Origin of the sequence: Bradyrhizobium sp. SZCCHNR1053 (assembly GCF_032381235.1) — a bacterium.
Lineage (GTDB): Bacteria > Pseudomonadota > Alphaproteobacteria > Rhizobiales > Xanthobacteraceae > Bradyrhizobium.
Genome location: NZ_JAUHJM010000012.1, coordinates 103,208 through 124,978, shown reverse-complemented (window position 1 = coordinate 124,978; position 21,771 = coordinate 103,208). Strand labels below are relative to the sequence as shown.

The 21,771-nt window shown below is 66.1% G+C and carries 19 protein-coding genes and 1 pseudogene; 11 read left to right on the top strand and 9 right to left on the bottom strand.

What is annotated here, in order from left to right; genetic code table 11:
* Positions 1-108: 108 nt before the first annotated feature.
* The 4 genes from QX051_RS24200 to QX051_RS24185 form a co-directional block, all read right to left on the bottom strand.
* On the bottom strand, positions 109-1,800 hold the full coding sequence (locus tag QX051_RS24200; RefSeq protein ID WP_315777844.1) for a long-chain fatty acid--CoA ligase: 1,692 nt from the start codon (positions 1,798-1,800) through the stop codon (positions 109-111).
* Between the two features lie 191 nt (positions 1,801-1,991).
* Positions 1,992-3,407, bottom strand: coding sequence for a D-alanyl-D-alanine carboxypeptidase family protein (locus QX051_RS24195; protein ID WP_315777843.1), 1,416 nt, complete (start codon positions 3,405-3,407; stop codon positions 1,992-1,994).
* A gap of 173 nt (positions 3,408-3,580) precedes the next feature.
* Positions 3,581-5,371 carry a glucan ABC transporter ATP-binding protein/ permease gene (locus tag QX051_RS24190; protein ID WP_315777842.1) on the bottom strand — a complete coding sequence of 597 codons (1,791 nt, stop codon included), beginning with the start codon at positions 5,369-5,371 and terminating at the stop codon, positions 3,581-3,583.
* A gap of 88 nt (positions 5,372-5,459) precedes the next feature.
* Positions 5,460-6,524, bottom strand: a complete 1,065-nt coding sequence (locus QX051_RS24185; RefSeq protein ID WP_315777841.1) for an ABC transporter substrate-binding protein — start codon at positions 6,522-6,524, stop codon at positions 5,460-5,462.
* Between the two features lie 274 nt (positions 6,525-6,798).
* Between QX051_RS24185 and QX051_RS24180 the strand changes: the two genes are divergently transcribed.
* The 5 genes from QX051_RS24180 to QX051_RS24160 all read left to right on the top strand — a co-directional run bounded on the left by QX051_RS24180 (position 6,799) and on the right by QX051_RS24160 (position 10,094).
* Complete coding sequence (locus QX051_RS24180) at positions 6,799-7,200, top strand: hypothetical protein (RefSeq protein WP_315777840.1); 402 nt, start codon at positions 6,799-6,801, stop codon at positions 7,198-7,200.
* A gap of 103 nt (positions 7,201-7,303) precedes the next feature.
* Positions 7,304-7,705 (top strand): phosphoribosyl-ATP diphosphatase, encoded by a 402-nt coding sequence (hisE, locus tag QX051_RS24175; RefSeq protein ID WP_315736132.1) that lies wholly within the window; start codon positions 7,304-7,306, stop codon positions 7,703-7,705.
* Between the two features lie 69 nt (positions 7,706-7,774).
* On the top strand, positions 7,775-8,356 hold the full coding sequence (locus tag QX051_RS24170) for a YqaA family protein (RefSeq protein WP_315737020.1): 582 nt from the start codon (positions 7,775-7,777) through the stop codon (positions 8,354-8,356).
* Complete coding sequence (locus tag QX051_RS24165; RefSeq protein WP_315777839.1) at positions 8,356-8,982, top strand: hypothetical protein; 627 nt, start codon at positions 8,356-8,358, stop codon at positions 8,980-8,982. Before QX051_RS24170 ends, QX051_RS24165 begins: the two co-directional genes overlap by 1 nt.
* 143 nt (positions 8,983-9,125) lie before the next feature.
* Positions 9,126-10,094, top strand: a complete 969-nt coding sequence (locus tag QX051_RS24160; protein ID WP_315772710.1) for a nitronate monooxygenase family protein — start codon at positions 9,126-9,128, stop codon at positions 10,092-10,094.
* Between the two features lie 81 nt (positions 10,095-10,175).
* On the opposite strand, the gene QX051_RS24155 is transcribed toward QX051_RS24160, so the two are convergent.
* The 4 genes from QX051_RS24155 to QX051_RS24140 all read right to left on the bottom strand — a co-directional run bounded on the left by QX051_RS24155 (position 10,176) and on the right by QX051_RS24140 (position 15,915).
* On the bottom strand, positions 10,176-11,747 hold the full coding sequence (locus tag QX051_RS24155; protein ID WP_315772712.1) for an ABC transporter substrate-binding protein: 1,572 nt from the start codon (positions 11,745-11,747) through the stop codon (positions 10,176-10,178).
* Positions 11,748-11,959: 212 nt separating this feature from the next.
* Positions 11,960-13,492: an ABC transporter substrate-binding protein gene (locus QX051_RS24150; protein WP_315777838.1), complete on the bottom strand. Its 1,533-nt coding sequence runs from the start codon at positions 13,490-13,492 to the stop codon at positions 11,960-11,962.
* 131 nt (positions 13,493-13,623) lie between these two features.
* A complete protein-coding gene (locus QX051_RS24145) occupies positions 13,624-15,234 on the bottom strand; it encodes an ABC transporter substrate-binding protein (RefSeq protein ID WP_315777837.1) in 1,611 nt (536 codons plus the stop codon).
* A 45-nt stretch (positions 15,235-15,279) separates the two neighbouring features.
* Entirely contained in the window at positions 15,280-15,915 is a 636-nt protein-coding gene (locus QX051_RS24140; protein WP_315736138.1) for a hypothetical protein, read from the bottom strand.
* 524 nt (positions 15,916-16,439) lie between these two features.
* On the opposite strand from QX051_RS24140, the gene minC reads away from it, so the two are divergent.
* The 4 genes from minC to QX051_RS24120 are packed head-to-tail and all read left to right on the top strand — an operon-like array spanning position 16,440 to position 19,032.
* Positions 16,440-17,129 carry a septum site-determining protein MinC gene (gene minC / locus QX051_RS24135; protein WP_409998135.1) on the top strand — a complete coding sequence of 230 codons (690 nt, stop codon included), beginning with the start codon at positions 16,440-16,442 and terminating at the stop codon, positions 17,127-17,129.
* 20 nt (positions 17,130-17,149) lie between these two features.
* Positions 17,150-17,965: a septum site-determining protein MinD gene (gene minD / locus QX051_RS24130; protein ID WP_315736140.1), complete on the top strand. Its 816-nt coding sequence runs from the start codon at positions 17,150-17,152 to the stop codon at positions 17,963-17,965.
* Positions 17,962-18,237 (top strand): cell division topological specificity factor MinE, encoded by a 276-nt coding sequence (gene minE / locus QX051_RS24125; protein ID WP_315716282.1) that lies wholly within the window; start codon positions 17,962-17,964, stop codon positions 18,235-18,237. Before minD ends, minE begins: the two co-directional genes overlap by 4 nt.
* A gap of 21 nt (positions 18,238-18,258) precedes the next feature.
* Positions 18,259-19,032, top strand: coding sequence for a thioesterase family protein (locus tag QX051_RS24120; protein WP_315736141.1), 774 nt, complete (start codon positions 18,259-18,261; stop codon positions 19,030-19,032).
* A gap of 328 nt (positions 19,033-19,360) precedes the next feature.
* Here the strand turns inward: QX051_RS24120 and QX051_RS24115 are convergent.
* Positions 19,361-19,535, bottom strand: a pseudogene (locus tag QX051_RS24115) (methyl-accepting chemotaxis protein); the annotation flags it as partial.
* A gap of 112 nt (positions 19,536-19,647) precedes the next feature.
* Here QX051_RS24115 and QX051_RS24110 point away from each other — a divergent pair.
* Together QX051_RS24110 and QX051_RS24105 are read left to right on the top strand one after the other, a co-directional pair.
* Positions 19,648-20,061: a DUF1801 domain-containing protein gene (locus QX051_RS24110; RefSeq protein WP_315758841.1), complete on the top strand. Its 414-nt coding sequence runs from the start codon at positions 19,648-19,650 to the stop codon at positions 20,059-20,061.
* Positions 20,062-20,611: 550 nt separating this feature from the next.
* A complete protein-coding gene (locus tag QX051_RS24105; protein ID WP_315777836.1) occupies positions 20,612-21,619 on the top strand; it encodes a hypothetical protein in 1,008 nt (335 codons plus the stop codon).
* The last annotated feature ends 152 nt before the right edge of the window (positions 21,620-21,771 follow it).

Genomic DNA, 21,771 nt, shown 5'->3' with positions numbered 1-21,771 from the left:
TGCGCGCTACACTATTCGGCGCGCCGGAAACGGCAACGGCCCGCCGTGATCACGTATCCGTCATCGCAGGTCCCTCATCGCACGCCGGCGCTTGCGGCGCCAATGGACTCAGGCCGCCGCCGCCGGCTTCTTCTTCTCGTCGCGCAGCTCCCGGCGCAGGATCTTGCCGACATTGGTCTTCGGCAGCTCGGTCCTGAACTCGATCTGCTTCGGCACCTTGTAGTTCGTGAGCTGCTCGTGGCAGTGCTTGATGATGTCCTCGGACGTGAGGTCGGGATCCTTCTTCACCACGAAGGCCTTGACGACCTCGCCGGTCTTCTCGTCCGGCAGCCCGATCACGGCGGTCTCCAGCACGCCCGGATGGGTCGCGATCACTTCCTCGACCTCGTTCGGATAGACGTTGAAGCCGGAGACCAGGATCATGTCCTTCTTGCGGTCCACGATCTTGATCGCGCCGTCCGCGGCCATGACGCCGATGTCGCCGGTGCGGAAGAAGCCGTCCGCGGTCATCACCTTGGCGGTCTCGTCGGGCCTGTTCCAATAGCCCGCCATCACCTGCGGGCCCTTGGCGCAGATCTCGCCGGGCTGGCCGAGCGGCACCTCGTTGCCGTCGTCGTCGCGGATCGACAGCCAGGTCGACGGCAGCGGCAGGCCGATCGTGCCGGTGAACTCGGTCGAGGTCGGCAGGTTGCAGGTCAAGACCGGCGCGGTCTCCGACAGGCCGTAGCCTTCGGCAATGCTGCAGCCCGTCACCTGCTTCCACTGCTCGGCCACCGGGCGCTGCACGGCCATGCCGCCGCCGTTGGAGACCTTCAGCTTGGAGAAGTCGATCTTGCGGAAGTCGGGATGATGCAGCAGGCCGTTGTAGAGCGTGTTGACGGCCGGGAAGGTGGTGACCTGATACTTCATCAGCTCCTTGATGAAGCCGGGGATGTCGCGCGGATTGGGGATCAGCAGATTGGCGCCGCCCGCGCGCACCGCGAGCAGGAAGCAGCAGGTCAGCGCGAAGATGTGGTAGAGCGGCAGCGCGCAGACGATCAGCAGCTGATCGACATGCGGCGGCTTGTCCATCACTGGCTGCAGCCACGCATCGTTCTGCAGCACGTTGGCGACGACGTTGCGATGGAGCAGCGTGGCGCCCTTGGAGACGCCGGTGGTGCCGCCGGTATATTGCAGGAAGGCGACGTCGTCCGGACCGATGGTGGGCTTCTGGAAGCGCTTGCCGCGGCCGGCGGCGAGCGCATCGTTGAAGGGCACGGCGCCCGGCAGCGAGAACGCCGGCACCATCTTCTTCAGGCGACGGACGACGAGGTTGACGATCACGCCCTTGAAGCCGAGCAGGTCGCCCATGCTGGCGACGACGATGTGCTTGACCTGGGTGTGGCCGACCACCTGCTGCACCGTGTGGGCAAAGTTCTCCAGCACGATGATCGCCTCGGCGCCGGAATCCTTGAGCTGGTGCTCGAGCTCGCGCGGCGTGTAGAGCGGGTTGACGTTGACGACCGCGTAGCCCGCGCGCAGCACCGCGGAGATCGCGATCGGATATTGCAGCACGTTCGGCATCATCAGCGCGACGCGCGCGCCCTTGGCCAGCCCAAGGCCCTGCAGATAGGCGCCCAGCGCGACCGACATGTCGTCGAGCTCGCGATAGCTGATCGCCTTGTCCATGCAGATGAAGGCGCGGCGATCGGCGAATTTCCTGAAGCTCTCTTCCAGCAGGTCGACGAGCGACGGGTATTTGCCCGGATCGATATCGGCGGGAACGCCGGCCGGATAGTGCTTGAGCCAGATGCGCTCCATGACCCTTCCTCTCTGATCGTCTCTTGTTCGTGTATTGGCGTCCGCCAGCCTCGCTCGGGAAGCTGGCGGCGGCCAATATCGAATTTCCGGCCCTTCAAGGCAAGCGGCCGGCGTGTCGACGAAAGCGGCAGGGTAAGGAGGCCGGGCGGAGGCTGGGCCCAGTCGGCTGCGGCCCTATGGGCCGCGCCGGATCAGCCGTCCTTCGGCGCGGGCTTGCCGGCCGTCTTCGGCTTTGCGGCGGCCTTGGGCTTGGCGGGCTTGGGCGCGTCGGAGCCGGTCTTTTCCGCCGGTTTTGCGCCGGCATCGTGCTTGGCGGCGACGTGGCGTGCCGCGCCCGGCTTGGCCTCCGACGGCTTGGCCTCCGGCTTCGCCGCGGCCTTCGCATCCGCATCGGTCTTGGCGGCGGTCCGGGTCGCCGGCTTGGCATCCTTCCGCGCGGCGGCATGCGCCTTCTTGCCGCGGTGTCTGGCCGGGGTCTGAGCGTCGGCATCGGCGGCTACGGCGGCGATCAGCGCCGCGCCGGTCCGCGTCGGGCCGGTGTAGACCAGCACCGGCTCGGACGGGACGGGCGCCGCCGCCAGCAGCTCGGACGGCTTCATGGTCGGCGCCTGCAGGCCGGCGAGCAGGGTGCCGCCGGTCGCTTCGCCGTCCGCGCCGGCAACGGTGTCCTCGTCGTCGTCGCTGGCTGGTCGGTGGCGGCGGCCGTTGCACATGTCGTCACGCAGGTTGGGCGGCGTCGCGTCGACGGGGGCCAACTGATCGACTGTGCCGAGCGGCGATTTCAGCCAGCTCAACTGGTTGCCGTTGAAGCCGCGGTCCAGCATCTGGATCGCGCGCACGGCGCGCATCTGTCCCGAGGAGGCGCCGAGCACCACCGCGATCAGGCGCTTGCCGTTGCGGGTCGCCGACGCCACCAGATTGTAGCCCGAAGCGCAGATGAAGCCGGTCTTGAAGCCGTCGGCGCCGGGATAGCGCCCGATCAGCTTGTTGAAGTTCTGCACGACGCGGCGGCCGTAGCGGATCGACGGGATGTGCACGAAGTATTCGTACTCGGGAAGATCGCGGATGATGGCGCGCGCCAGGATCGCGAGATCACGCGCCGAGGTGATCTGGCCGTCGGCCGGCAGTCCGTTCGGATTGACGTAGCTGGTCTGCGTCATGCCGAGCTTGCGAGCGGTGTCGTTCATCATCGCCGAGAAGCCGTCGATGGAGCCGCCGACGCCTTCGGCCAGCACCACCGCCATGTCGTTGGCGGACTTCACCAGCATCATCTTCAGCGCGTTGTCGACGGTGACCTGCGTGCCGGGCCGATAGCCCATCTTCGACGGCGACTGCGATGCCGCGGCCGGTGAGACCGTGAACAGCGTGTCAAGCGTGATCCTGCCGTCCTTGACCGCCTTCAAGGTGACATAGGCCGTCATCAGCTTGGTGACCGACGCGGGATACCATGGATAGGTCGCGTTCTGCGCTTCCAGCACCTTGCCGGTATCGGCTTCGACGAGCAGCAGCGCCTCGGCGCTGGCCCAGCGGGGCGTGAGCACGAGAGCGGCAGCGAGAGCGATGATCTTGATCGGGGCGTAGCGGAACAACAGGCGAAGCGTCTGCACTGGTCTGGTCCGGTCCTTTGAGACCCGCCTCGCGCGGCGAGGTGGGCAAGCGGGCTTTCGGGTTTCAAGCGTGTCCGGCGCCGCTTCGGTTGCGGCAGGCCGCGAACCTATACCGGCTCGACGCTGGCGAACAGAGGCCAGCCATTCAATTCCACGATGAAAGCGTCCCGCGATCAGGTCTTGACGATGGTACCGTCGCTCTCGGACTCTGCGAGAGTCGCGCGCGCGCTCTCCTGCACCATGAACTGGGCCTTCGCCAGTTCCGCGAAGTGGCCGCCCTTGGCGACGAGTTCATCGAACGTTCCGCTTTCGATCACGCGTCCGTTCTCGAACACGAGGATTCGCGTCGCGTTGCGGATGGTCGAGAGCCGGTGCGCGATCACGAAGGTCGTGCGTCCCTTCATCACCTCGTCGAGCGCCGCGTTGAGCTTGGCCTCGGTGACGGCATCGAGCGCTGATGTCGCCTCGTCGAGAATCAGGATCGGTGGATCCTTCAAGAGCGCACGCGCGATCGAGAGCCGCTGGCGCTCGCCGCCGGACAGCATGCGGCCGCGCTCGCCGGCATCGGTATCGAAGCCCTGCTCGGCGCGGTCGATGAAGTCGAGCGCCTGGGCGCGCGCGGCGGCGGTGCGAATCTCCTCCTCGGTCGCATCGGGCTTGCCGACCAAGAGGTTCTCGCGGATCGAGCGATTGAACAGCAGCGCCTCCTGGAACACGACGCCGATGTTCCGGCGCAGGGCCGCAAGCTTCAATCCGCGGACATCCATGCCGTCGATCTTGATGAAGCCGGATTGCGGATCGAAGGCGCGATGCAGGAGCGCAATCGCGGTCGACTTGCCGGCGCCGGTCGGCCCGACCAGCGCGATGGTCTGGCCGGGCAGCGCGGTGAAGGTGAGGTCCTCGACCGCCGGACGCTTGCCGTCATAGGAGAACGACACATCGTTGAATTCGACCAGGCCCGAGAGCCGGCCGACGTCGATCGCATCGGGGCGGTCGCGCACCGCCGGCACGGCGTCGAGCACGGTGAAGAACTCGGCCAGCCGGGGCGCTTCCATGAACACGTTGTTGATGAAGGACACGACCTGCTCGAGCTTCTGGATCAGCATGGTCGCGAACGACACGAACATCACGATCTCGCCGACCGAGCTCAGTCCCTGCTGATGCAGCGCGATGCCGAGGGTGAAGATTGCCAGCACCGTGATGGTGGTGGAGGCGCGCGTGATCACCGTCACCAGCGCCCACCAGCCGAGCACCGGCATCTGCACCGAGAGCAACTGGCCGGCGACGTTGCGCAGGCCCTGCACCTCGGCTTCGATGCGCACGAAGCTCTGCACCAGCGCGACGTTGCCGAGCGCATCGGAGGCGCGCGCCGACAGGTCGCTGTAGTGCTCTTCGACCTCGCTCTGCATGCCGTAGGTCTTGCGCACCACCAGCGTCGTCAGCACCGTGAACACCACGCACAGCACGAACAAGAGGATCGCGAGCCGCCAGTTCAGATAGAGCGACAGCGGCAGCAGCACCAGCACCGACATGATGGCGGCGAAGTGCTCGCGGAAGAACGACAGCCACAGCTTCCACAGCGCGTCGGTGCCGTTGATCATCACCTTCATCAGCCGGCCGGAATGGGTGCCGGAATGGAACGTCAGCGGCAGCTGCAAAATGTGCTCGAAATAGCTCGTCAGCACGGCATGGCGCTGCCGGTGCGCCAGCCGGTCGGCCTGCAGCGCGACCCAGGCGCTGGCCAAAATCGTGAACAGGCCGAATCCGGCCCAGGCCGCGAGCAGCGGCCAGGCGGTGCTGGTCGAGGCGTTGCCGGAGAGCGAGTCGACAATGCGTCCGAACAGCACCGGCTCGGCGAACTGTGCCACCGCGAGGGCCAGGTTGGCGATCGCCAGAAACCAGCCCAGCCGCGCCTCCTTTCCGAGCAGATGGAGCACGCGGGCATAAATGCGGAGCAGGGACATGGGCGGGGCGCTTCGTGTCGACAGTTGGAGCCAGCGCTGGGTGCGCGCGGCGTCATGTTAGCAAGGGAACGGCCGCCGCGGCGAGCGCTCAGTTGACGAGCCGGCTGTCGGCGGGCGGCAGGAAGCTGTCGTCGAAGATGTCGGCGGGTAGCGGACGCTTGTGGTGGAATTTGCCGTCCTCGGCGAGCTGGTCGAGGGCCCGCTCGAACCGGGCGGGATCGATGCCGCCGATGCCGTCGCGGCGGACGTCCGGCGTCAGCACGTTGTCGACGAGCACGCTCTGCAGCCGCTGCAGCTCGAGCTCGCGCGAGCCGTCATCCATCCGGCTCACCACGTCGGCGATCGCGCCGGCAGGGTCCTTGATGGCAAGCTGCAGGCCAGACGTCAGCGCGCGCAGGAATCCCTTAACCGCAGCCGGCTGCTTGGTTGCGAAGCCCGGGTTGACGATGACGGCGTGGCCATAGGCCTCGCAGCCGTAATCGGCGAAGCGCAGCACCGCGAGATCGGCGGCAGGCACGCCGCGGTCGCGCAGATTGAGGGCCGACAAATAGGAGAAGCCGCTGACGGCATCGACCTGGCCGGCCGACAGGATCGGCTCGCGCACGGCCGCGCCGACGCGCGACAGCTTGATGGTCTCGGGCCTGAGATGGTTGTGCCGCGCGACCGCCGGCCACAGCCGGATCGAGAGATCGCCCTCGGCGACGCCGAGCGTCTTGCCTTCGATGTCGCCGAGCCCGTTGATGCCGCGGCTCCTGCGCGCGATGATCGCATAAGGCGCCCTGTTGAACAGCACGAACACGGCCTTGACCGGCTGGCTGTTGGACGCGTCGCGATAGCGGATCAGCTCGTTGATGTCGGCGAGCGCCATGTCGGCCTCGCCGGAGGCCACCCGCGCGATCGCATCGGGAGAGCCCTTGGCCGTGGTGATGGTGACGGTCACGCCCTCGGTGGCGAACAGCCCGCGGCTGGCGGCGAGGACCAGTGGCGCCATGCTGCCATCGAGCGGCCGATCCAGCGCGAACATGACGGCGACCGGACGTTTCGGCTCCTCTGCGAGGGCCTCGTGATCTGACAGCCACGCGGGCACCACGAAGGCCGCCAGGAGCGCCAAGCGCGCCAAAGCAAGCAGGGTGACGGGTCGTCGCATGCGCATCATGTCACGCCGGTATTCGCAGGCCGTACCGGTCTTGTCACGCCGGTATTCTAATCAGTTCGCCGGCCGTCGCGGGATCGATATGTCAATTTCGTGACAATGTCGCTGTCGCTGCCGCTCGGGGCCGGCGGTGCCTGATCATGTCGGATCGAATGTGAACGGTCCATGAGCAAGGCCTGCGGCGATTTGCGGCTTCGACTTCGGGTTTCGCGAGGGGAACTGTGGACGCAGTTCGCGAGTTGGTACGCGAGATGAGATTGTACGGAGGATCCACATGATCGCACAGTGCGGAAGTTTTTCACGCTTTGGCCGTGCTACCGTCCTGGCGACGGTGGCCGCGGTGACTTTGACGGCCGTGCAGCCGACACTCGCCTTTGCCGGCTCCGCGCCGGCCGAGAAGGGCGTCGTCGCCAAGACGGCCAATGATGGCGGCGTGACCGATGTCAGCGCGCGCCGGCGCCACTATCGCGGCAACGGCGGCGCGGCGGCTGCGGCGGCGTTCGCCGGCATCGTCGGCACCGGACTTGCCATCGCGGCGACACAGAACCGCCGTTCCTACTACGAGGACAACTATTACTATGGCCGGCCGGCCTATTACGGCTACGGACCGCGCTATCAGTATTACGGCGGCGGCCCCTATTACGGTGGCGGCTATTATCATCACCCGCATTGGTGATGTGAGATCGAATAGACGATCCGCCGGCCCCGCGCCGGCGGATTTCTTCTTGCCCGCCGCGAACGTTAATATGCGGACCATCGAATTTAACTATTGTGGCGGGATGACTGATTCGATCGAGCGGCTCTATCGCGCTGTCCTGGCGGCCAGGGATCTCGATCCCGCGCGATCGCGCACGGCCAAGCTGATGCAGCAGGGCACGGCCAAGATGGCCAAAAAGCTCGCCGAAGAGGCCATCGAGGTTGCGATCGATGCCGTCGGCGGCGACGCCCAGGCCGTGGTGCGCGAAAGCGCCGACCTGATCTACAATCTGGCCGTGCTATGGGCCGAGCTCGATGTCCAGCCCGAGGACGTCTGGCGCGAGATGGAACGGCGCGAGCTGATGCTCGGCATCGCCGAGAAGCTGCCGAAATCGCCGGTGAAGGTCGCCAAGGCCGCGCCCGGACGGGTGGCGGGGCGACCGATCGTCGCGGCCGAAAGCCGGACCATCCGCAAGCGGCACTAGTGTGGCGCTCCGATTCGGACCGGCATATGGGCCATGGACAAATCCTGCCCGGTTTGCTTCATCGCCAGCATGCTCAGACGGATCTACGACTGGTGTATCGACGCCGCCCACAAGCCGCATGCCATGTGGATCATGGCCGCGGTTGCCTTCGCTGAAAGCTCGTTCTTTCCGGTGCCGCCGGATGTGATGCTGATCCCGATGTCGCTGGCGAAGCCGCAGCGGGCCTGGCTGTTCGCCGGCGTCTGCACCGCGGCGTCGGTGGCGGGCGGCTTGGTCGGCTACGCCATCGGCGCGCTGCTCTACGACTCGCTCGGCCATTGGCTGATCCAGCTCTACGGCCTCGGCGACAAGGTCGAGGCGTTCCGTGCCTCCTATGCCGAGTGGGGCGCCGTCATCATCCTGGTGAAGGGATTGACGCCGATCCCCTACAAGCTGGTCACGATCACGTCGGGCTTCGCCGGCTATAATCTGTTTCTGTTCATCGTCTGCTCGATCATCGCGCGCGGCGGCCGCTTCTTCATCGCCGCGATATTGCTCAACCGCTATGGCGAATGGATCAGGGTGCGCATCGAGAAGCATCTCGGCCTGTGGGTGGCAATTGGCGCGGCCGTGCTGGTGGCCGGCTTCGTCGTCGCCGTGAAGCTGATCTGATGCGGCCGCTGCGCCCGGGGCCGGGGGCAGGGGCGGCGCTGCTCGTCGTCGTCTCGGTTCTCTCCGCCGCCGGGGCATGGGCGCAAACGACGCCTTCCTTGGGGCTGCGAGAAGCGCCGCAACAGCCGCCGCAGCAGGTGCCTGCCGTCCAGCCTGCGCCGCCGTCCTCCAATCCGGGTCTGGTGGAGGAGCTCGGCAAGCTGTTCGAGAAGATGGCGGTCATTCCGCTGAAGCGTCCGGAGGCCACGCCGGAGCCGCCCGCGAACGAAGGCGAGATGGCCGGCGCCCCCGCAGGCCCGCCGCGGCAAGCCGACCGGCCGGCTGCCCCGAACGGCGGCGACGCCGCACCGAGTGTGCTGAAGGAGACCAGTGACACGCTCTCGCGGCTCACCAAGCCCTCGACCATGATCTCCGGCCGCATCGTCTGCCCGATCGCCGCCAACGCCACGCCGGATTGCAAGCTCGGCGCCGACCGGCTGTGCCAGGGCAAGGGTTACAAGGAAGGCAAGAGCCTCAACACCGATTCCGCGGAGACCTGCTCGGCGAGGGTGCTGATCCCCGGTCGCCAGCGCAAGCCGGGCGATTGCCGCACCGACACCTACGTGACCTCGGCGCTCTGCCAATGACGCCGGCACGCCAGCGCCTCAACGCAAGACCCTGATCGGGCTTTTCCGGTCCCTCTGCGAGCGAATTGCCATCACGGCATGATGTCGGGCATGCTCGCGATCACGAGCGTTTCCGCATTTCAACGCAAGAGGAATTCCCATCCATGTCCATGCCCGCCTTGTTCAAGGGCCGCCTGTCGATCCCGGTGATCGGCTCGCCGCTGTTCATCATCTCCGTGCCCGACCTGGTGATCGCGCAGTGCAAGGCCGGCGTGGTCGGTTCGTTTCCGGCGCTCAATGCGCGGCCGGCCGCGCTGCTCGACGAATGGTTGGCGCGCATCACCGAGGAGCTCGCCGCCTATGATCGCGCGCATCCGGAACGCCCGTCGGCGCCGTTCGCCGTCAACCAGATCGTGCATCGCTCCAACAACCGGCTCGAGCAGGATCTCGCGCTGTGCGAGAAGTACAAGGTGCCGATGATGATCACCTCGCTCGGCGCGCGCGAGGAGCTGAACCAGGCGGCGCACGGCTGGGGCGGCATCGTCTTCCACGACGTCATCAACCAGACCTTCGCGCACAAGGCGATCGAGAAGGGCGCCGACGGCTTGATCCTGGTCGCGGCGGGCGCCGGTGGACATGCCGGCACGATCTCGCCGTTTGCCTTCGTGGCGGAGACGCGGAGCTGGTTCGATGGCCCGATCGCTCTGTCGGGCGCGATCGGGAACGGCCGCGCCATCCGTGCCGCGCGCGTGCTCGGCGCCGACTTCGCCTATATCGGCTCGGCCTTCATCGCCACCAAGGAGGCGAATGCGGTCGAAGGCTACAAGCAGATGATCACCAGCTCGGGCGCCGACGACATCGTCTATTCGAACCTGTTCACCGGCGTGCACGGCAACTACCTGAAGCCGTCGATCGTCGCCGCCGGCCTCGATCCGGACAATCTCCCGACCTCTGATCCGTCGAAGATGAGCTTCGGCACCGATGCTTCGGGCGAGCGCGCCAAGCCGAAGGCGTGGAAGGAGATCTGGGGCTCGGGGCAGGGCATCGGCGCCATCAAGGACGTGCTGCCCGCCGCCGAGCTGATCGCGCGCTTCAAGAAGGAATATGACGAAGCAATCGATCCGCCGCTCTAAGCGGCTCCGCGACGGACAAAAGAAAAGCGCGGCAGCCAGGGCTGTCGCGCTTTTTTGTTGAGGCCGCAACAAGCGGGCGGGCTATTCCAGCTCGATCGCCTGGAACTTGCCGCGCTCGTCGAGCGCTGTGCCCCAGATCTTATGCGAGGCCTGGTGTTCGGCGCGGCCGAAGCCGAGCTTGGCGCCAAGACCGAGATCGATGTCACGCATGTTCTCCAGCGTGTCGATCAGCGCCTCGGTGTCGAGCTGCGGGCCGACCCGGCGCAGCGCCTGGACCAGCACGTTGGCCGAGACGTAGCCTTCGAACGACACGTAGGACGGTGCCTCGCCCGGGAAGTACTTCTCGAGCGCGCTCTTGTACTCGAGCACGGCGCTCGAATAGCCGCCGACAGCCGGCACCACCTGGGTGACGATGACGCCGCTGGCATAGCGCGGACCGAGCAGCATCAGCTCGTCCGAGAGCTCGGTCGAGCCGACGAAGGAGACGTTGGTGTAGATCATGTGCGGGAACAGATCGCGCGTCTTCTCGATGAACTTCGCGGCTGCGCGATAGGTTGCGACCATGACGATCGCCTTGGGCGGGTTCTTCAATGCCCGCAGCTGGTTGACCGCGTCGTCGACGTCGACCGTGTTGCGCTTGTAGTTGAGGCGCAAGATGGCCGTGTCGGCAAGGCCGAGCGAGCGGAAGGCCTTGGCCACACCGGAGAAGCCGGCATCACCATAGGCGTCCTGCTGCGCGAACACGGCGATGTCCTTGGCCGGCAGGCGGCGCAGCTTGACCAGATAGCGAACGACGGTGTCGGTCTCTTCGGCGTAGCTGGCGCGATAGTTGAACACGTAGCGATCCGGCGGATCGTTGCGCAGGAGGTTGGCGCCGGTGAACGCGCCGTAGAACAGCACGCGGCGCTGCAGGGCGTAGGGCATCGCCACGGCAGAGGTCGGGGTGCCGACATTGCCGACGAAGCCGAACACCTTGTCCTTCTCGTAGAGCTGCTTCATCGCGTCCAGCGTCCGCGACGGCTCGTAGCCGTCGTCGGCCGAATAGAGCCGCAACGAGCGCCCGGCGATGCCGCCGGTGTCGTTGGCGCGGTTGAAGGCGGCCTCGATGCCCATCTTCATCTGCCGGCCGAGCTCCTTGGCAGCGCCCGAGAACGGAGCGGCGATGCCAAAGCGGATCTCGTTGGCGGTGACGCCCTGCACGTTGGTGGTGGACGCTGGCGGCAGCGTCGCGGTCGGTGCCGTCGCAGCCACGGCCGCGGACGGGGCGATCACCCCGGCGAGGCTGGTGGCGGTCTGGCTCGGCGCGCTTTGCCCGAGCGAGCGCTCGAGCTCGGCGAGCTGGCGGCCCGCGGCGTTACAGTCGGTCTGCGCCGCCCCCACGCGGTTGCGTCCATCGGCGACGTAGCCGTTGAAGACGCGGGTGAGCTCGTCACGATCCGAGCCGCCGGTGGAGGCCTCCCGGATCACCTCGCGAAACTTGTCGACAATGGCCTGAACGCGGCCCTGGTCGATCGCCTGACAGGCGGATGCTGCTCCCACGATCGGCCCGACCCGGCTCGCAAGATTACGCACCACATCCGCATTGGTGCCCGCCGCGCTGGCGGGCGTTGCGAGCAATGCCGCAACCAAGAACACGCTACAACGAAAGTTCATTGCCACTATCCCACTTTGGACCCCATCCAGGTCTTCCGCCTGGTGAATTGACGCCGTGTCTGCGACGGAGAAGACATAATACCGTCACCATGCACAGACCAGCCTTTCCTAAGAGCATGACCATTTCGGTAACCCGACACGCCTTTTTCCGATCATACTTTAGGACCTGCTAACGAAACGTCTTCACCAGTTCTTCCCCTTCGAAGCTAATTCTACTCAAGTTCGATTGCCTGATACGTGCCGGTTTCGTCGAGTGCAGTGCCCCAGATCTTGTGCGAGGCCTGGTGCTCTGCGCGTCCAAATGCGAGCGTCGTGCCGAGGCCGAGATCGAGGCTGCGCATCGATTCGAGCGTGTCGACCAGGCGCTCGGTGTCGAGCGGACTGGTCTGCTTCAGCGCCTGGATCAAAATCGTCGCCGCGATATAGCCTTCGAGAGACGTGTAGTCCGGCGCCTCGCCGGGCGCGTATTTGGCCAGGGCGTTCTTGTAGTCGAGCACGAGGCTCGAATAGCCCGAAACCGCCGGCACGCCCTGCGTGACGATGACGCCGTTGGTGAAGCGCGGACCGAGCAGCTTCAGCTCGGTCGCGAGCGAGGTCGAGCCGACGGCGGACACGTTGGCGTAGATCAGGCCCGGCACCGCGTCGCGCGTCTTTTCGATGAATTTCGCGGCGGCGCGATCGGTCGCCACCATGATGACCGCCTTGAGTCCCGGCTTGTGCGCCTTGACCTGATTGACCGCCTCTTCCACGTCCATCGTCGCGCGCGGATAGTTGATGCGCGTCACGGCATCGCCGAGGTTCAACTGTCGGTAGGCCTTCGCGACACCGGCGAAACCGTCGTCGCCGAATGGGTCCTGCTGGGTGAACACGGCGATCTGCTTGGGCGAGACGCGCTTCATCTTGATCAGGTAGCGCACCAGCGCGGCCGTCTCCTCGGCATAGCTCGCCCGATAGTTGAAGACGTAGCGATCCGGCGGATCGCGTCGCACCACTGCTGCGCCGGTGTTCGGCGCAAAGAACAGCGTGCGCCGCTCCAGCGCATAGGGGATCGCCGCCTGCGAGTTGGCGGTGCCGACGTTGCCGATGAAGCCGAACACCTGCTCCTTGTCGTAGAGTTGCGTCATCGCCGCCAGCGTGCGGTTCGGATCGTAGCCGTCGTCGGCCGCCACGAGACGGAGCATGCGCCCGTTGACGCCGCCGGCATCGTTGGTGCGTGCGAACGCGGCCTCGATGCCCTGGCGCATCTGACGCCCGGTCTCCTTGCGGATGCCGGAGAACGGCAGGACCATGCCGAAGCGGATCTCACGGTCGGTGATGCCGCGCACGGGGCCCGTGGTGACGGCGCCAGTCGTCGCTTCGGCCTTGACCGGTGTGATCGGGGCCGTCGCCGCAGCCGGCTGGCCGAGCGAGCGTTCGAGCTCCGTCAGTTGCCGCTCCGCGGCGGCGCAGGTCGCCTGCGAGGCGCCCGTACGACTACGGCCCTCGGCGATGTAGCCATTGAAGCTGCGGGTCAGCTGATCGCGCTCGCCGTCATTGCTCGTCGCCTGGCGGATGGCTTCGCGGAATTTGTCGACGATGCTCTGGACCCGGCCCTGCGCGATGTCCGGGCAGGCGGACGCCTGTCCCACGATCGGCCCAACCCGGCCGCCAAGCTCCCGGACGACGTCGGGAGCCGCCGCCAAAGCGGGGCTCAAGGGAGCTGCGAAAACACTCCCGATGATCAACGCGGACCAACGCACGGCCATCGAACCTTCCACTTGCTCAGCTTGTTTCCAACCCTCTTCGTTCTACTATTCGTGGCATTTCGAATTAATGTCGGGTTTCACTGTCGCTCTTTTGTCGTGGTAGTTGAGGCTGTCTTGCCTCTAGCGGTATCCTATTCAAGTTCGACGGGTTGATAGATGCCGCTGTCGTCCAGCGCTGTGCCCCAGATCTTGTGCGAAGCCTGGTGTTCGGCGCGGCCGAAGCCGAGCTGCGTGCCGAGGCCGAGATCGATGTTGCGCATGTTCTCGAGCGTTTCGACCAGTTGCTCGGTATCGAAGTTCGGACCGGCGCGCTTCAGTCCCTCGATCAGGATGCTCGCGGCGATGTAGCCCTCGAGCGAGGTGTAGTCGGCCGGCTCGCCCGGGGCGTATTTCGCAAGTGCGTTCTTGTATTCGAGCACCAGGCTCGAATAGCCGGAGACGCCGGGCACGGTCTGGCTGACGATCACGCCCTCGGCGTAGCGCGGTCCGAGCAGCATCAGCTCGCTGGCGAGCGCCGAGCCCGCGACCGCGGAGATGTTGGCGAAGATGACGCCCGGAAATACGCCTTGGGCCTTCTCGATGAATTTGGCCGCGGCGCGCGTCGTCGCCAGCATCACCACCGCCTTGACCGGGATCTTCAGCAGCTTCAACTGATTGATGGCGTCGTCGACCTCGACCGTGTTGCGCGGGTAGTTGACCCGCACGATCGAATTGTCGCTGGCGCCGAGCGTGCGGAACGCCTTGGCCACGCCGGCGAAGCCCGCGTCGCCGAACGCGTCGTTCTGCGCGAACACGACGATCTGGCGCGGATGCAGCCTTCGCATCTTCACGAGATAGTGGACCAGCGCGTCGGTCTCCTCGGCATAGCTCGGCCGGTAGTTGAAGACGTAGCGGTCGGGCGGATCGTGGCGCACGACGTTGGCGCCGGTATAGGGCGCGAAGAACAGCGTGCGGCGCTCGAGCGCGTAGGGGATGGCGACCGCGGCGGTGGCCGAGCCGAAATTGCTGATATAGCCGAACACCTGCTCCTTCTCGTAGAGCAGCTTCATCGCATCCAGCGTGCGCGCGGGATCGTAACCGTCATCGGCGGTGATGAGCTTCAGCATGCGGCCGTTGACGCCGCCGGCCTCGTTGGCGCGATTGAACGCCGCCTCGACGCCGATCTTGAGCAGCCGCCCGCTCTCCTTCACCGGTCCGCTGTAGGGAATGACCATGCCGAGCTTGATCTCGCTCTGCGTCACTCCGCGCACGTTGCCGGCCGGCGGCAGCAGTTGCGCCGGTACGGTCGCGGCCTGCGCGGTCGCAGGTCCGATGCTCACGGCGGGCAGGTTCGCGCGCGCCGGAGGCGGCGCGGCGATGGACCGTTCGAGATCGGCAAGCTGCCGATCGGCGCCGCCGCAATCCATCCGGCCTGACGTGACGAGGCCGCGACCTTCGGCCACGTAGCGGTCGAGCAGGCGCGTCAGCTCGTCACGGTCGGCCTCGCTGGAGGCGGCCTCGCGGATGACGAGCTGGAATTTCTCGATGATGGCCTGGATGCGCGGCCGGGCGATGTCGCGGCACGCGAGCGCGGCGCCAATGATCGGGCCGACGCGGCCGCCGAGCTGGCGCGCCACGCTCACATTCTCGCCGGGCGCAGCAACGGCCTCGCTGGCCACGAGGGACGCGAGCAGGATGGCTGCCACACGGGCATGAGCCAGCGGACGGCGTGCTGCCGCTTTCTGCGGTAGGACGTCGATCATCGTCGCCTGTGATGTGTTGGAAGTCGGATCAGTCGTGTAGAGGGTTTAGCGAACCCGCTCCATCTGACCCGTCTTCTGGTTCCACTGCATGAACTGCTGCAGCATGGGCTTTTCGGGAGTGTCGGCCTCTGCCGTCGGCGCCGGAGCGTCCGCGAGCAGCGACTTGAACTGCGACAGCGCGGGAGCCTGCGGCTCGACCCGCTCCGGCAGCGCACTGGTCTGGTCCGCCTTGGCGTCCTGCACGTCAGCGGCGACCGGCGGCAGCGTCTTCATCGACTGCACGGCGGCGACGAAGGACGAGCTTGCGTCGGGCTGGCGCCACACCGGCACGATGTTGACGAAGAACAGCGCGACGACGGCGGCGACGCCGGTTGCAGCGGCGAAGCGGCCAGCCACCTTGAACACGACCGAGCGGCGGTCGCGCTCGCGCTCCAGATCCGGCGGCTCGCGCATGACCTGCGGATTCAGCGACTGACGAAGGGATTCGAACACGGCGGTCTCCAGGCGAGCATCGAGCGGTCCTTGCTGTCCCGAAGCGGGACGCTCGGCCGCCTCCGCTGCCTTGGCATTGTCACCGACGAGAGATAGACGCGCGGCTTCCGGACGTTCGCGCAGCCACCGCGGTGCGTAGTGCAGCGGGTCCTGCGGGTTCATCGGATTCTGTTCACTCAACGAACTCATACGCTACTCCTCTGACGCTCGATTCCGGAAACTGATACGCTTCTGCCACGGTTCGTATGAGAGCTAGTTTCAAACGAAGAGCGGGAGCTGGTCTGCCACTTCAGTCCACACGGAATCACTCGCAGAATCAGACGTTTCGCGTCGATCAACGATCGCACGCCAGCGGTCCCTTCCTGCAAGGCGCCGTGGCACGTTTGCCGTGCCTTGGGCGCCTCTATCGATCCCATGCCCCGCCCCCTGACGAGTGTCAATCGATCGGAACCTCCTAAAGTCGTCGGTTCCGAATTATATGTACGTTAAAGTTATCATCATGATGTGATTAAAATGAGGCATGATAGGTCTTGACGCAGATGCTCATGAATTGCGTCTCATTGATGCCAAGATTGCGCCTTGATTCGATCATCATCGAACTATGTCGGGCGGGCCGCTGTCGATTTTTGAGCGGCTTAGCGTCGATTTAACCATCCGTTAACCATCTGGCGCCGACAGTTAACCAATCACTAAGAAGGTTGGGTCGGATGGTCATGAGTGCCAGCGCTGAAACGGTGCGTCCTGTTATTCGTCTGCGCGGGCGCTCCTACGTAGCCTTCGTGTTTTCGCCGGTGGTGCCGATTGCCGACTGGCTCAGCGAGCTCGATGCAACGCTCGCGGGCTCGCCCGGCTTCTTCGTCGGCAAGCCGATCGTGCTCGATCTCTCCGCGGTGGATCTGAGCCCGCTCGCCATCACGCACCTCATCAAGAGCATCGAGTCGCGCAACATCCGCGTGCTCGGGCTCGAAGGCGTCGAGCAGGGCCGGCTGTCGCTCGGCATGCCCCCCTTGTTGTCCGGCGGCCGTCATTGCGCCGTGCAGGAGATCGAGCCGGAGAAGCCGTCGCTGCAGCAGCCGACATCGCTCTTGCTCGACCAGCCCGTGCGCTCCGGCCAGTCGATCGTGTTTCCCGACGGCGACGTCACCGTGCTCGGCGCGGTGTCGTCGGGCGCCGAGATCGTCGCCGGCGGCTCGATCCATGTCTATGGCGCGCTGCGTGGCCGCGCGATGGCCGGCATCAACGGCAACGCGGCGGCGCGCATCTACTGCCAGAAGATCGAGGCCGAGCTGGTCGCGATCGACGGCTACTACCAGACGGCCGAGCAGATCGACGCCGCGTTGCGCGGCCGGGCCGCGCAGGCGCGGCTCGAAGGTCATTCCATGAAGATCGTTGCATTGAACTGAGTAGCAGGAGGATTCGTGACATGTCGAAAGTACTCGTAGTGACGTCGGGCAAGGGTGGCGTCGGCAAGACCACCACGACGGCGGCGATGGGCGCGGCGCTGGCGCAGGCCGGCGAGAAGGTCGTCGTCGTCGATTTCGACGTCGGCCTGCGCAATCTCGATCTGGTCATGGGCGCCGAGCGCCGCGTCGTGTTCGATCTCATCAACGTCGTGCACGGCGTCGCCAAGCTGCCGCAAGCCTTGATCCGCGACAAGCGGCTGGAAAATCTGTGGCTGCTGCCGGCCTCGCAGACCAAGGACAAGGACGCGCTCACCGAGGACGGCGTCGGCCGCGTCATCGCCGAATTGCGCAAGACGTTCGACTGGGTGATCTGCGACAGCCCGGCCGGCATCGAGCGCGGCGCCATGCTGGCGATGCGCTATGCCGACGAGGCGGTCATCGTCACCAATCCGGAGGTGTCGTCGGTGCGCGATTCCGACCGCATCATCGGCATGCTCGATTCCAAGACGGTGCGCGCCGAGAACGGCGAGCGCGTCGAGAAGCACATTCTCATCACGCGCTATGATGCCGGCCGCGCCGCGCGCGGCGAGATGCTGTCGATCGAGGACGTGCTGGAGATTCTCGCGACGCCGCTGCTCGGCATCGTGCCGGAGAGCCAGGACGTGCTGCGCGCTTCCAACGTCGGCTGTCCCGTGACGCTCAACAGCCCCGCGAGCGCCCCCGCGCGCGCCTATCACGATGCGATGCGCCGCCTCCTCGGCGAGGAGGTCGAGATGCAGATCCCGACCGAGCGCAAGGGCCTGATGAACCTGCTCTTGGGACGGAGGGCTGCATGAGCGTGCTGCGGCTCTTTACGGGGCGTGCGGCCTCCGCGCCTGTCGCGCGGGAGCGGCTGCAGATCCTGCTCGCGCATGAGCGCAGCCTGCGCGGACAGCCCGATCTCCTGATGCAGCTGCGCGAGGAAATCCTCGCCGTGGTTTCGCGCCATGTGGTACTCGATCCGGACAAGGTCATCGTTCGCATGGATCGGGGAAAGCATGTCTCGACGCTCGAGGTCGACATCGAACTGCCCAATGGCGCCGACCGCGCCTTTGCCAGCGCCGGCTGAGACGTGGCGAGGCGCGCGCTGATGCGGCCGATCTTCCGCATCGCGGACAATCGGGTCGCCGTCAGCTCCGATGCTGCAGGACCGTGGGATCCGACGATGCAACACGGGTCCGCGCCGTCGGCGCTGGCCGTGTGGGCGGCCGAGCGCATTCCGACGACGTCGCCGATGCGCATCGCCCGCGTCACCATCGACCTGATGCGCCCGGTGCCGCTCGCAGAGCTCCTCATCGAGACCGAGGTGCTGCGCGAGGGCCGCAAAATCCAGCTCTGCGCGGTGCGGCTGCGCGCCGGCGATACGGTGGTGGTCACGGCGACGGTGCTCAAGATCAGGCAGGATGCCGTGCCGCTTCCGGACGATGTCCGCGAGCTGCCGGTCGATCTGGTCGGTCCTGACGATGCGCTGCCGGAGCCTGCGGATTTCTCGACCAGCCCGTTCGTGCGCGGCATGACCCTGCGCGCCGCGCGCGGCCGGTTCGGTGTCAAGGGACCCGGCGCGATCTGGTACCGCGTCGACTGGCCGCTGGTCGAAGGCCACGCCGTGTCGCAGGCGATGCGCGCCGTGGTCGCGAGCGACTTCTGCAACGGCACCTCCGCTGCTCTCGACTTCCACAGCTACACCTTCCTCAACGCCGACCTCACCGTGAACATGGCCCGCGAGCCGGTCGGCGACTGGATCCTGCTCGACGCCGAAAGCTGGATCGGCCCGGACGGTGCCGGTCTGGCGATGGCGCGGCTGGGTGATGTCAGGGGCTATTTCGGCCGCGTGGTGCAGAGCCTCGTGATCGAGAAGCGGTGAGGGGGCGGTCAGCCGTCCGGATTGCGTTCACAGCGAGTTGGCGAACTGATCACCGCACCGGCGCTGCTTCGTTTCCAACGGCGCGCCGCGGCGAGGTGTTATTAAGTTGGGTCGGTGATCGGCAGTTGCCTGCTTCGTTTCCGGTGAACCGATCACCCCCGCGCCAAGCTCCGCTGCGCCCCGCTTGCGGGGGAGAGTTGGAGAGGGGGACGCCACGCACACCGCCGCTGGAGCGGCCCCCTCCCTAGCCCTCCCCCGCAAGCGGGAGAGGGAACACACTGCCGTTGTCGCGAGTGAACGAGTTCAACGACGAATGATTTCGCTCTTGCGCCGCCCGCACCGTGTTCAAGAATCGTCCCACCTCCAGCTTCAGCCGGTTGCTGTCCTGTGACAGCGACTGCGCCGCCGACAGCACCTGGGACGAGGCTGAGCCGTTCTCGTTGGCAGCCGTGCTGCACCTCGGTGATGTTGGACGACACCTCGTGGGTGCACTGTGCCGCTTGGCCGTGGAGTTATCAATATTGCTCTAAACTTGAGCAGGCCAAGATGGTCGTATAACTACGACGCGGACTACACGCAGGTGGAACGACAAGCAGGTGGATGGGAACAAGCGTCATGGCGAAACCAACGAAGGCTACGAGCGTCGGCGAGGGGAACCAGTCTCCGTCGGAGCTGATCGACGCCCGGATCAAGGAGCTCGGGGATTGGCGCGGCGTCACGCTCAGCTACGTCCGCGATCTCATCAAACGGGCCGATCCCGATATCGTCGAAGAGTGGAAGTGGCGCGGCGTTCCCGTATGGTCGCATGCCGGCATCGTCTGCACCGGCGAGACCTACAAGGCCGCGGTGAAGCTGACCTTCGCCAAGGGAGCCTCGCTGCCGGACCCTTCCGGCCTCTTCAACGCCAGCCTCGACGGCAACACCCGCCGCGCCATCGACCTTCATGAAGGCGACGTGATCGATGAGACGGCGTTCATGGCGCTGATCCGCGCCGCGGTGGCGCTGAACATGACGAAGGGGAAGCGCTAGGGCTGGTGCATCGCTCCGCGCAGTCAGTATCAACGATCCAGGTCGCTGCTCACTCACCACGTCGTCGCGAGCGCAGCGAAGCAATCCAGGGCCAAGTCGAATCATCTGTCTGGAAGGCCTGGATCGCTTCGTCGTTTCGGGGGGGGCTCGCGACGGCGGCGTGCCGGTCGCCGACAACCTTTCGCAACGATGATCCGTGTGCATCGGGCTGGGAGGAGGCGGCAGCCATGGTTGCGCTCTGCCGAGAAACACGCTAGTTCAGCGCATCCCAACTTCAACGCAGGAGGCGACGATGTCCAGACTCACGCGCTTCCCGGGCTCGCTGCGCGATCATTGACGCGGCCGACCGGGATGATTGTCCCGGCCATGATTTGACCCTTTCGCATCTCATCGAAAAGCCCGCGGCCCTCGTGGCCTGCGCTTGAACCGTCGTGTCATGACATCAAATCTCTTGCTGACTCCCCGCCGGGAGCCGGAGCGTTCCGACCTGCGCGAACGCCGGCTGCGGCGCTATTCGTCTCGTCTGCAATCCCGCGCGCGCGCATGCGCGATGCGACATCCTCATCTCGCCGACCTCGCGCTCAGCTTTCCGGCGCTGCTGTTCGCGCTGGCGGTGCCGCGCCCGGATGTCGATCCGGAGCGGGCGATCGCGTGCGTGATCGCGGGGCGTCCGCTGGCCGAGGCGGCGGCCGCGGCCGGTCTGCCGCTCTGGCTGCGCAAGCTGCCACCGGAGGCGTTCGTCCGTCCGATCCCACCCTTGCCAGACGGCGAGCTGTTCCGGAGGCAGATCGGCAACCATTTGCCGCGCTCGCCGAAGCTGATGCCGACCTGGCTGCAGCTCGTCGCGGAGATGGCGGCGCTGGCGCATGAGGCCGCCGCCGTCTGGATCGCTCGCGAGTATCTGCGGGCGCCGAAGCGCGATCACATGCATCTGCTCGGTCTGTGGATCTGGTTCTCGGGACAGCCCGGCTGCTTCGGCCGCGAGCTCATCGAACGGCCGTGGACTCCGGCCATGAAGCTCGACGCCGCACGGACAGCCGCCTTCGCCTGGCGAGCGAACACGACGCTGCACCTCAACATCGGTCAGCGGCCGATCCGCAACATGTGGCTCAACCCGGGCCGTGTGGGTGATTATGAATTCAGGCCGCTCGATGACATCCCGGCCATCGTCGAGGAAGCGGTCGCCATGCGCAACTGCGTCCGCACCTATGACGACGACATCGCCCATAACCGCTCGCGGCTGTGGAGCGTCTGGCGCAATGGCGAGCGCGTCGCGACGTTGGAGACCGGGCTCCATTGTCATGATCCGTTGCTCAACATCGTCCAGCTCGAAGGCCCCGGGAATGCCGCCGCGCCGCGCGAGCTGTGGTGGATCGCACGGCGGTGGCTGCACCTGCACGACCTGCCGCAGATCGAGACGGGCAGGATCAAATGGCGCCAGGCCCCGCTCGATCTCGCCACCTGGCGCAGGCTGTGGCGACCGTACTGGCTCGCCAAGCGCCGCATCCCGGACTGGTTGCCGCTCGCACCGTCGCGCGCTGCGTTCGCGGCGTTGTGAGATGGTTGTCGTGTCCGGACGCTCGTTCGACAAAATCAGTGTCGTCCCGGCGAACGCCGGGACCCATAACCCCAGGGCCATATTCGAGGCACGCGCGTTGATGCATCTGGGCTCGCCACGTCCTGTGGTATCGGTCCTGGGTCGCGCGAACG